At 43.3% G+C, this 10,715-nt stretch carries 11 protein-coding genes; 6 read left to right on the top strand and 5 right to left on the bottom strand.

Annotation, left to right across the window (positions count from 1 at the left end; translation table 11 throughout):
• From lpxA to ACEW8S_RS05400, 4 genes are all read right to left on the bottom strand, one after another.
• A partial coding sequence (gene lpxA, locus ACEW8S_RS05415) for an acyl-ACP--UDP-N-acetylglucosamine O-acyltransferase (protein ID WP_373517163.1) occupies nucleotides 1-617 on the bottom strand: 617 nt, incomplete at its 3' end.
• Nucleotide 618: 1 nt separating this feature from the next.
• Complete coding sequence (locus ACEW8S_RS05410) at nucleotides 619-2,013, bottom strand: bifunctional UDP-3-O-[3-hydroxymyristoyl] N-acetylglucosamine deacetylase/3-hydroxyacyl-ACP dehydratase (protein WP_373517162.1); 1,395 nt, start codon at nucleotides 2,011-2,013, stop codon at nucleotides 619-621.
• 16 nt (nucleotides 2,014-2,029) lie between these two features.
• Nucleotides 2,030-3,064 (bottom strand): UDP-3-O-(3-hydroxymyristoyl)glucosamine N-acyltransferase, encoded by a 1,035-nt coding sequence (gene lpxD, locus ACEW8S_RS05405; protein WP_373517161.1) that lies wholly within the window; start codon nucleotides 3,062-3,064, stop codon nucleotides 2,030-2,032.
• Between the two features lie 223 nt (nucleotides 3,065-3,287).
• Nucleotides 3,288-4,520, bottom strand: a complete 1,233-nt coding sequence (locus ACEW8S_RS05400; RefSeq protein WP_373517160.1) for an HD domain-containing protein — start codon at nucleotides 4,518-4,520, stop codon at nucleotides 3,288-3,290.
• An 81-nt stretch (nucleotides 4,521-4,601) separates the two neighbouring features.
• Here ACEW8S_RS05400 and ACEW8S_RS05395 point away from each other — a divergent pair, with 81 nt between their 5' ends.
• The 6 genes from ACEW8S_RS05395 to ACEW8S_RS05370 all read left to right on the top strand — a co-directional run bounded on the left by ACEW8S_RS05395 (nucleotide 4,602) and on the right by ACEW8S_RS05370 (nucleotide 9,898).
• A complete protein-coding gene (locus tag ACEW8S_RS05395; protein WP_373517159.1) occupies nucleotides 4,602-6,143 on the top strand; it encodes a PglZ domain-containing protein in 1,542 nt (513 codons plus the stop codon).
• Between the two features lie 398 nt (nucleotides 6,144-6,541).
• The gene (tsaE, locus tag ACEW8S_RS05390) at nucleotides 6,542-6,952 is read left to right on the top strand and encodes a tRNA (adenosine(37)-N6)-threonylcarbamoyltransferase complex ATPase subunit type 1 TsaE (RefSeq protein ID WP_373517158.1); all 411 of its coding nucleotides are present in this window, start codon (nucleotides 6,542-6,544) and stop codon (nucleotides 6,950-6,952) included.
• Nucleotides 6,953-7,221: 269 nt separating this feature from the next.
• Entirely contained in the window at nucleotides 7,222-7,452 is a 231-nt protein-coding gene (locus ACEW8S_RS05385; RefSeq protein ID WP_373517157.1) for a hypothetical protein, read from the top strand.
• Nucleotides 7,453-7,538: 86 nt separating this feature from the next.
• Nucleotides 7,539-8,054 carry a hypothetical protein gene (locus ACEW8S_RS05380; RefSeq protein WP_373517156.1) on the top strand — a complete coding sequence of 172 codons (516 nt, stop codon included), beginning with the start codon at nucleotides 7,539-7,541 and terminating at the stop codon, nucleotides 8,052-8,054.
• A 248-nt stretch (nucleotides 8,055-8,302) separates the two neighbouring features.
• Nucleotides 8,303-9,502 carry an alanine dehydrogenase gene (locus ACEW8S_RS05375; RefSeq protein WP_373517155.1) on the top strand — a complete coding sequence of 400 codons (1,200 nt, stop codon included), beginning with the start codon at nucleotides 8,303-8,305 and terminating at the stop codon, nucleotides 9,500-9,502.
• Between the two features lie 12 nt (nucleotides 9,503-9,514).
• Nucleotides 9,515-9,898 carry a DUF4258 domain-containing protein gene (locus ACEW8S_RS05370; protein WP_373517154.1) on the top strand — a complete coding sequence of 128 codons (384 nt, stop codon included), beginning with the start codon at nucleotides 9,515-9,517 and terminating at the stop codon, nucleotides 9,896-9,898.
• Between the two features lie 85 nt (nucleotides 9,899-9,983).
• On the opposite strand, the gene ACEW8S_RS05365 is transcribed toward ACEW8S_RS05370, so the two are convergent.
• The coding region (locus ACEW8S_RS05365) for a proline dehydrogenase family protein (protein ID WP_373517153.1) at nucleotides 9,984-10,715 on the bottom strand (732 nt) is incomplete at its 5' end.

Raw genomic sequence — 10,715 nt, 5'->3', positions numbered from 1 at the left:
CGGATTTTTTCCGACTCAAATCCCCTTCTCCTCAATCCAACGGAATTTATTCCTACATAAGAAAGAGGTTCCCTAGCAGCCTTTACAAAGGGCGGCACATCCTTACGTACCAAAGAACCACCGGTGACAAAGGCGTGTCGCCCTACGGATACGAATTGATGAACGGCAACCAGGCCCGCTAAAATAACATTATCACCGACCGTTACATGACCTGCCAAGGTGGAGTTATTGGAAAATATGCAATTATCTCCGACGATACAATCATGGGCAATATGGCAATACGCCATAATCAGGCAATTTTTTCCGATTACAGTCTTGTTTCGATCGGAAGTACCCTTGTGTATGGTCGCGCATTCCCGTATCGTCGTGTTGTTGCCAATGATTACCGTCGTATCCTCGCCTTTGTATTTTAAATCTTGGGGCGGGGCGGAAATGACGGCACCGGGAAAGATATTGCAGTTCTTTCCGATGCGGGCACCTTCCATAATCGTCACGTTCGACCCTATCCAAGTGCCATCGCCGATAATTACGTTATTATGGATAGTCGTAAAAGGTTCGACCACCACTTTTTTAGAAATTTTAGCTCCGGGATGGATGTAGGCAAGGGGTTGGTTCATGTTATTTTTTATCTTTTACCTTGACGATCTGAGCCATCAATTCCGCTTCACAGACCAATTTATTGTTGGCGTAGGCGTAGGCCTGCATGTGGCAAATGCCTCTTCTGATGGGGGAGATCAAGCTACAATGGAATATCAGGGTATCGCCCGGTAATACCTTTTGTTTAAATTTTACATTATCCATCTTCATAAAAAAGGTCAGATAGTTTTCGGGGTCCGGAACGGTGCTCAATACCAGGATACCGCCTGTTTGAGCCATGGCCTCCACCTGCATCACCCCCGGCATGACCGGGGCACCTGGAAAATGACCGATGAAAAAAGACTCGTTCATGGTCACGTTCTTCATACCTACCACGTGCGTTTTCGACAGCTCTATGATCCGGTCGATAAGCAGAAATGGCGGACGGTGGGGCAACACTTCCATAATCTGATGGATATCCATCAAAGGCGGTTGATTCAAATCGTACTGGGGCACTTTGTTTCGCTTTTCGAACTTGATAATTTTGGCCAGTTTTTTGGCAAATTGGGTGTTGATATGGTGGCCCGGTTTGTTGGCGATAACCTTGCCACGGATACGGGTGCCGGCAAGGGCCAAATCACCGATAACATCCAATAATTTATGCCGTGCGGCCTCGTTGGGCTGGTGCAGGGTCAGATTATCCAATATACCGTTCGGTTTTACGGAAAGTTTTTTCTTGTCGAAGGCATTTTCAAGCTTCTTCATCGTGCTTTCGGAAATTTCCTTATCCACATAAACAATGGCATTGTTCAGGTCACCGCCTTTGATGAGTCCATTGTCAAGCAACATCTCCAGCTCGTGAAGAAAACTGAAGGTTCTGGCACTTGCTATCTCTTTCTTAAAGTCAGACAGGTTATCCAATGTGGCATTTTGTGTACCCAAAACCTTGGTGCCGAAATCTACCATGGTGGTTACTTGATAGGTTTCAGCAGGAATAATGGTCAGTTCGCTGCCGGTGGCCTCATCCTTATAGGAAATTACATCCTTTACAACAAATTCATCCCGCTCCGCATCCTGTTCCTTGGAACCGACGATTTCAAGGGCTTCCACAAAATATTTGGCTGAACCATCCATAATCGGTGGTTCGGGGGCATCGAGCTCGATTAAAATATTATCGATTTCCATACCTACCAAGGCGGCCAAAACATGCTCGGAGGTCTGTATTTTCACCCCTCTTTTTTCTAGGTTGGTGCCCCGTTGGGTATTCACGACATATTCTGCATCGGCTTCAATAATCGGTTCGCCTTCCAAATCGACCCTTTTGAAAACATAACCGTGATTTACGGGTGCCGGAACGAATTTCATGGTCACGTTGGCACCGGTATGAAGACCGACCCCCTTAAGAATGACCTCTTTGTTTATGGTTCTCTGTTTCATTTGTAAATTAAGAAGTTCATACTCCTTTCGGACGGATATTATTTTTTTCAAGCTCGTCGAGCCGATGGGAAATTTTTGGCAGATTTTTAAAATGGACGTACGATTTATTGTAGTCGCCATAGTTAAGCGCGGGCGAACCTTGCAATATCTCGTTGCTCTTTACGTGTCGTCCGATGCCGGACTGTGCCTGGATCTTGACGTTGTCACCGATCGTAATATGGCCAACGATACCCACTTGCCCCCCAATCATACATCTTCTTCCTATTTTGGTGGAACCGGCGATACCCGTCTGAGCGGCGATTACCGTATGCTCCCCAATTTCTACGTTGTGGGCAATCTGGATCTGGTTGTCGAGTTTTACCCCTCTTCGTAAGATGGTCGAACCCAAGGTCGCCCGGTCAATGGTCGTACCGGCACCAACATCTACATCATCCTCTAAAACAACATTTCCGGTTTGCGGTATTTTTAGAAACTCCCCATTTTTATTGGGACTAAACCCAAAACCGTCCGCACCGATTACTACACCACTATGTATGATGCAATTTTTACCGATAACGGATTCGGAATAAATTTTGGCACCCGCAAAAACGATGACATTATCCGCTATGGAAACATTATCGCCGATATAAACGTTCGGATAAATCTTCACATTGTCACCAAGGCTGACGTTATTGCCCAAGTAAGCAAATGCCCCGAGATACACCTCCGAGCCGTAGGATACGTTTTCCGAAAGATACACCGGTTGTTCAATGCCGGTTTTATTATTCTTTACCTGATTGTAATATTCAAGTATACGTGAAAAGGATTCGTAAGCATCATCGACCTTGATCAAAGTGGTTTCCAACTTCTGTTCGGGAACGAAGTCTTTATTGACGATGGTAATGGATGCCTTGGTGGAGTATATATAGGATGTGTACTTCGGATTGGCCAAAAAGGTCAATGTCCCTTTTTCACCTTCCTCGATCTTGGCCAATCGGTGAACGGCTATTTCAGGGTCTCCCTCGAGAACCCCTTCTAAAATACCCGCAATCTGACCTGCCGTAAAAACCATGGGAACAAAAGTAAGAAAAAATACAAACCCAAAAGTCAAACCTAAATACAAATACAAATGTCAAACTCAAATACAAAATTTGACCTAAAAAGGGTACCCGTTTAGTTTTTTTGTTGGATGCACGATGCACGAAGCAGGAGGTTAGAGGTTGAAGGCCACGGATTACAGGTTTCGCGTTGAAAAAATCAAAAAATCTTCAAATCAGAACTGCCAACAGCGACCGCTATCGACCATTTTCTTTCGGATAGCAAACATAGTACTTGACCACCTTCTTCGCCAAGGCCTTCAAGTTCAACTGATCGGATGCCTTGGCGACATCGACCAGTTTCCCGTTTTTTCTTAGGATATTGATGTTCTGGAGGTCCTGGTTATAGGCTTGATTTTCAATGGTTCCGGTAAACACGAAATAGCCGGCCTCATGTGGCGTAAGGCTATGCATCTCCATAAACCGTTTTCTGTATTTCTTTAATCGTCCGTCGTCAATCGGTTTGTCCTTAAGCTTTATTTTCAACAAGCGTCGCTCAATGATCATGCGACATAATTGCGACAATACAAAATCAGGATGGTCTTGCCAAGCTTTTAAAGCCGCCAAAATATCGACATCATCAAGCTTGGAGAAAATATCGAGCACGGACCGGTCAAAATTATCCTTGTCGATTATTCGTTCCAGAAATAGCCGTAGCGCATCGCTACAGACCAACTTTTGTCCCTTTAAAACAAGTTCCTTCGCCCGTTTAAGGGTGCGGATCAAGAGTTGCTCGGCGACAATACCCGTTTTATGAAGATATACCTGCCAGTACATAAAACGCCGTGCCATTAGGAATTTTTCTACGGAATAGATTCCTTTTTCCTGAACGACCAGCCTTTTATCTACCACGTTCAGCATGGTAATCAGGCGTTCCGCGTTGATATTTCCCTCGGCAACGCCTGTATAAAAACTATCCCGCTTTAGATAGTCCATCCTATCCATATCCAGTTGGCTAGATACCAATTGGTTTAAAAACGGCTTGGAATATCGGCCTTTGAAGATTTCTATGGCCAGCGTTAAACTTCCGTTAAACTTATCGTTCAAAGCCTGCATAAACATCAGTGAAATGTGTTCGTGGCTTGTACCCTCTACAATACTATGCTCCATCGCATGCGAAAACGGACCGTGGCCGATATCATGTAAAAGGATGGCGCAGTATAGTCCGTTTTCCTCCTCGTCAGTTATTTCAATCCCCTTTAAACGAAGTACTTGTATCGCCTGTTGCATAAGGTGCATACATCCTAGCGCATGATGGAAACGGGTATGATGTGCCCCTGGATACACCAAATAGGATAGTCCCATTTGCGAAATTCGGCGCAATCGCTGAAAGTAGGGGTCGGCAATCAGATTGAAGACAAGCGCACTGGGAATGGCAATAAATCCGTAAATTGGATCATTGAAAAATTTCAACTTCATAGCGTTTTTCAAAATAGAATCTGTTTTGGAGCTAATTTGAAGAACTCAAAGTTATGGAAATGAGTTTACAATTCCCCAATCCCTTTTTTAAACATGAACAAAATAACAATTCTTTGGGCCGACGACGAGATCGATCTTTTAAAGCCCCATATCATTTTTTTACAAGGAAAGAACTACGATGTCATTACCTGTAAAAGCGGACAGGAAGCACTGGAAGAACTCCAAAAATCCCGGGTCGATATCGTTTTTTTGGATGAGAACATGCCCGGAATATCGGGATTGGAAACCCTCAATGAGATCAAGGTCATCGATTCTTCGATTCCCGTAGTAATGATTACCAAAAGTGAGGAGGAGTTTATCATGGAAGAGGCCATCGGATCTAAAATCGCCGATTACCTGATTAAACCTGTCAATCCCAATCAAATATTATTATCCCTAAAGAAAAACCTCGACCATTCCCGATTGGTATCCGAAAAGACCACGGCCAACTATCAACAGGAATTCCGGAAAATAGCGATGGACCTGTCCATGGTCAACTCGGTTTCAGCATGGACCGAACTCTACAAGAAATTGATTTATTGGGAATTGCGTCTAGAGGAAATCGAAGACAATAGTATGTTCGAAATCTTAGAATCACAAAAAGCCGAAGCCAACAACCACTTCGGAAAATTCGTCGATAAAAATTACGGGGACTGGTTCGTTGGGGATGGCCCCGTCATGTCCCATACCTTATTTAAGGAGTGGATTCAGCCCGAAATAGGAGATACCCCTACCCTACTCGTTATAATCGACAACCTGCGCTATGATCAATGGTACGCTTTCGAGGATACCATCGGGTCCTTTTATAAGAAAACCAAGGAAGACTCCTATTTCAGCATCCTCCCCACCGCCACGCAATACGCCCGAAACGCCATATTTTCAGGACTTACGCCTTTGGACATGGAAAAACGCTATCCCGACTGGTGGAAAAACGACACCGACGAAGGCGGCAAAAACCTGTTCGAGGACAAATTCCTAGGCGCACAGATCAAACGCTTGGGACTCGACATTAAATGGGAATACCATAAAATCACCAGCCTACGGCAAGGAAAACAACTATCCCAAAACTTCAAGACACAGAAAGACAATGATTTAACCGTAATCGTATACAATTTTGTGGACATGCTCAGCCACTCCAAAACGGAAATGGAAGTCATCAAAGAGCTTGCCAGCAATGACAAGGCCTACCGGTCGCTGACCCAAAGCTGGTTCAAAAACTCCCCCCTGCTAGAAATTATTCAACAGGCACAGCAACTGGGCATGAAACTCATCATTACCACAGACCACGGCACCATTAACGTAAAGCAGCCCTCAAAGGTTATCGGCGACAAAGAAACCAGCCTCAATCTACGCTATAAGACCGGCCGCAGCCTGACCTATGAAGATAAAGATGTACTGGCCGCCCAGGACCCGGAGCGGATTCACCTACCCCGTATCAACATGAGCAGTTCGTTTATTTTTGCGAAGAACGATCTGTTTTTTGCGTATCCCAATAATTATAATCATTATGTCAGCTACTATCGGAATACGTATCAGCATGGCGGGGTTTCGTTGGAGGAGATGATTATTCCATTTGTGGTATTGTCCCCGAAGTAAAATATCTTAACTTTGGTAGTACCGTAAGCTTCGGTATCAATGGAACTCCTTGGTTGTTTGCATTGCGGAGTGGTAATTCTAGAATTCACCAAGAAACGCATAAATTTTAACCCTATTTCGCATCCCTTTTATTTTTACGGAATCTTTTTTTTTTACAATTAAGGTGTGACCAAATACTCTTATAGGTATTTTCGCAAATCAATATTTTCTGACCAAGTTTCTTCGTTTCGCTTTCAAGTTTAGCAGTTGAAGGAGAAGTCTATATCACTACGCAAGACCTCCGGCTACTGGAATGATTGCTCTATCCGTTTAGAGAAGCTTTTATGAGGTAATGAATCGGAATATTTCAATTCATAGGTGGTCTAGAATTTTTTACAACAGCATATCCTATCCCAAAAATGCAGAAAATAACTTTTACACAACCCCTAATCCAAGAAGTAGCCCGACAACTCATCGAAAAAGCAACTTCTAAGACGTATAGTTTCCATGCTCCAATGGGTGCAGGTAAAACAACCATAATTAAGGCCATGCTAAAAGAACTGGGCGCATCAGACACAGGCAACAGCCCTACCTTCGGTATTGTTAATGAGTATCACGATAACCATGGAGAATTGCTCGCCTACCATTTCGATTTCTACCGACTGAACGACGAAATGGAGGCCTTGGACCTCGGTTTGGAAGATTATTTAAACCAAGACGTATGGATCTTTATTGAGTGGCCGGAGAAAATCGCTTCCTTACTTCCGGAGTATGCTGTCGATATTTATATTAAGATTATAGACTCAAAAACTAGACTTCTAGAAGTTTGACGGTAGTTTTCCCAGAAGGCAGGTTTCACATCTTCCCATCCGAGAAGAGCGGGTACGAGACTTTTGATATTAAATGCTTAACTCCCTTTTCTGTTTCTTAAACCTTATTTTTTTATTGCATTCTTTTCGATGAACGAACAACTTTTCGACGAAATACCCTTTTTTCCGGTTCAAGTGTCAGATTTTGGCGACAAATAACATTTAGTTACGAGTGTTTTTCTTACATTTACGGCAGTAATATAAATAATTAACTAAAAACCCTCACCAAAATGAAAAAAGTCGTATTCGGCCTAATGGCATGTGCAACCCTTTTAATTGTTTCTTGCGAAACTAATGACATCGCTAACGATGATCAATTGTATGAACAAGGCGTTGACAAAACAAAAATTCCTTCTCAAGCGAACAAACAGAGTTTTGTTGATAAAACCAAGATTCCTTCCCAGGCTAATAAGCAAAGTTTCGTAGACAAGACTAAAATACCTTCCCAGGCTAACAAATAAGGTTTCTTACTTAAAAACTTTAAGGGGCAATCAATATATTGCCCTTTTTTTCGTTACAAGAATTAGTAAAAGTTATTCTTGTAAAAATGGCAAAAAAATCATCCGAAATTAGTAAGAAGGCGAGAAAAAGAATTTTCATCGATTCAATTGGCGTTCTTCTTATTATCATATCTCCATTCGTATTCAAATTACATCAATATTTGCCCAGTAATCCCGAGGCAACCGTCTCACTTTTGGGTTTCGTATTCGATAGCAACGGCTTTGCTGATCTGAATACATATGCTTGGTTTTTATTAAGCAAAATTGTGCCTTTCTATTTATTTATAATTTGGTTTTTCACCTGTAAACACTGGTGGTACCATATTATTTTGATACCTGCAACGATGTATGCATTCCAAGTATTTGAAGTTTTGTACTCAGATGATAATATTGTTGATACAAGGAATATTATATGGTTATTACCTGTTTGCATGGTTGTTATTCCAACAGTATATCTTATTCGGATTAAATTATACGACCGACATGTCCATGGCATAGATTTAGAGGCCATAGAAGCTGAAATTAAGGTTCTCAAAGAAAAACAAGGAATCGACAAGAATTAACCCGAACCTATATCCACAGAAACCCCAAAAGAAATCAACTACAAATCCCTTTCCGAAAAAATCGACGAAAAACTTTCCACAGACAACATAGAATCTTATCTCAGGCAATTCCAAAACCAGTTGGGCGATTGGCTACATTTAAAGTTATAGCAGGCTCATCCTTCTTTTCTACAGTGAAATCTAGAATTTCCTAAAATGTCGTATTTTTACTGTTAATCGAATTTCTTACGATTAATTAGTAAACGCCTATGAACCAACCTGCTTCTCCTTTTAGCAAACAACAGTTACTTCCGCAAGAAGAGACACTGGAAGTGTTCCGCCAAAAAAGCGAACTTTTTATTGGCCTTCCCAAAGAAAACCACTATCACGAACAACGCATCTGCCTTACCCCGGATGCGGTCCAGGCCATTATCTCGAACGGTCATAGGGTACTGATAGAATCGGGTGCAGGCGATGGCGCCCATTATTCAGATCTGGATTATACCAATGCGGGTGCGGAGATTACGCGGGATACCAAAAAAGTTTTCTCTTGTCCCCTGCTACTCAAGGTCGAACCCCCTACGCTTTCGGAAATCGAAATGATGAATCCACAAGCCACGATTATATCCGCCTTACAGATAAAGACCCAGAACAAGGCGTATTTTGAGAAAATGGCCAACAAGCGGGTTACGGCCGTTGCCTTCGAGTATATTCGTGATGCCGATGGTAAATACCCTGCCGTACGGTCGTTGAGCGAGATTGCTGGAATTTCATCGGTGCTTATCGCAGCGGAAACCATGTCGGCCACCAATGACGGAAAGGGACTTATGTTCGGTAATATCAGTGGTGTACCGCCCGTAGAGGTGGTCATTATCGGTGCTGGTACGGTCGGGGAGTTTGCGGCCAGATCCGCATTGGGACTTGGGGCGAACGTCAAAGTATTCGATAATTCCCTGACCATGTTGCGGAATTTGCAGGCCAATCTGCGTCAAACCGTGTATACATCGACCCTTCAGCCCAAGAACCTCTTGAAAGCCCTAAGACGCTGCGATGTGGCCATTGGTGCCATTCGTGGTAAAGATCGTGCTCCCGTAATCGTGAACAAAACCATGGTTGAAAATATGAAAAAAGGAGCGGTCATCATTGATGTCAGTATCGATATGGGCGGATGTTTCGAGACCAGTGAGATTACGACCCATAACAAACCTACCATTGAGAAATATGGGGTAATTCATTATGGTGTGCCCAATATTCCCTCACGCTATCCGAAAACAGCCACGATTTCAATCAGTAATATCTTTACGCCCTATTTATTGGAACTGGGCGAAAACGGTGGACTCGAAAATTCCCTGCGCTTCGACAAGGGCTTGCGAAACGGTCTCTACATGTACCACGGCATTCTTACCAACAAGTCCGTCGGCGAATGGTTCGACCTGCAGTATAGCGATATTAACTTCCTTATTTTTTAACTCAATTTTCCAATGGCCTTTCTAAAACGTTTGGGTTTCTATCTTGTTGGATTATCCATCGGTATTGTATTCCTCACTATATTCTTAAAAAAGAAATCGGAAGAGACCGGAGTGGAATTCTGCTATTTCCCCAACTGCCGAACCTTGAAGGACATCCGTTCAAAACAGATATTGTATTCTGAGGATATTAATAGGATGTTGGCGGATAAACAACTAGATTCCCTCGACATCACCACCTTGCTAACGGATGGCGAAGTTGATTTTGGAAGAAGCGATACGAAATCCGAAGCCTGCAAAACGTATTTTATTAAGGGGTTTGTTAAAGAAAGGGAGGCGGTGTTGAAAGTAAGGAATTGCCAAGAAAAAGTATCTATAGAAGGGATTACCAGTGAATAGTACCCTGATATTTTAACTATCATGTATCGGAAACGACCCGCAGATAGGATTTAAGGTTTACTGCCTACCGCAACCGCCACTCCCACTAAATCCCCCTTCGTTTCCGCTCTTTTTTTAACAAGGAAAGCTCCCGTGTAGTCTGCCCGGCGACCGAGGTATTTTCGTCGGCCCTTCGAATCAGATAGGGCATCACATCACGAACAGGTCCGAAAGGCAGGTATTTGGCCACATTATAGCCTTTTTCGGCCAAGTTGAAGGAAATGTGGTCGCTCATACCGTAGAGCTGTCCGAACCATATGCGGGAATCATTATTGGCAATCTGTTTTTCTTCCATGAGTTGCATTAAACGATAGCTACTGTTTTCGTTATGTGTACCGGCAAAAAGGGAAATCACATCCAAATTTTCGACCATATATTCCACGGCCGTATCAAAGTTGGCATCCGTTTCCTCTTTTGAGGCACAAATGGGAGTGGGATACCCCTTTTCCTCGGCGCGTTCGTTTTCCTTTTCCATATAGGCACCCCGCACTGCCTTGACACCGATTTTGAAACCTTCTTTTTCCGCTTTTGACTTTAGGGCTTTGAGATGGTCCATCCGGTCCCAACGGTACATTTGAAGGGTGTTGAAAACGATGGCCTTTTTTTGGTTGTATTTGCGCATCATGTCCTCGATAAGGGCATCGGCGGCATCCTGCATCCAACTTTCCTCGGAATCGACCAATAGCGAAACATCGAGGTCATGGGCTTTTTTACAGGTTTTATCGAAGCGGGCCACTACCCTGCCCCACTCGGACTGTTCGGCATCTGTCAAGGGTTT

The sequence above is a fragment of the Pricia sp. genome (assembly GCF_041745955.1).
Taxonomy (GTDB): domain Bacteria; phylum Bacteroidota; class Bacteroidia; order Flavobacteriales; family Flavobacteriaceae; genus Pricia.
The sequence above is the reverse complement of the archived record's forward strand: the minus strand, read 5'-3'. Positions and strand labels throughout refer to the sequence as shown.

Coding starts and splice junctions, on each gene's coding strand:
- ACEW8S_RS05410 (WP_373517162.1), bottom strand. CDS start 2,013: ATGAAACAGAGAACCATAAACAAAGAGGTCATTCTTAAGGGGGTCGGT.
- lpxD (WP_373517161.1), bottom strand. CDS start 3,064: ATGGTTTTTACGGCAGGTCAGATTGCGGGTATTTTAGAAGGGGTTCTC.
- ACEW8S_RS05395 (WP_373517159.1), top strand. CDS start 4,602: ATGAACAAAATAACAATTCTTTGGGCCGACGACGAGATCGATCTTTTA.
- tsaE (WP_373517158.1), top strand. CDS start 6,542: ATGCAGAAAATAACTTTTACACAACCCCTAATCCAAGAAGTAGCCCGA.
- ACEW8S_RS05385 (WP_373517157.1), top strand. CDS start 7,222: ATGAAAAAAGTCGTATTCGGCCTAATGGCATGTGCAACCCTTTTAATT.
- ACEW8S_RS05380 (WP_373517156.1), top strand. CDS start 7,539: ATGGCAAAAAAATCATCCGAAATTAGTAAGAAGGCGAGAAAAAGAATT.
- ACEW8S_RS05375 (WP_373517155.1), top strand. CDS start 8,303: ATGAACCAACCTGCTTCTCCTTTTAGCAAACAACAGTTACTTCCGCAA.
- ACEW8S_RS05370 (WP_373517154.1), top strand. CDS start 9,515: ATGGCCTTTCTAAAACGTTTGGGTTTCTATCTTGTTGGATTATCCATC.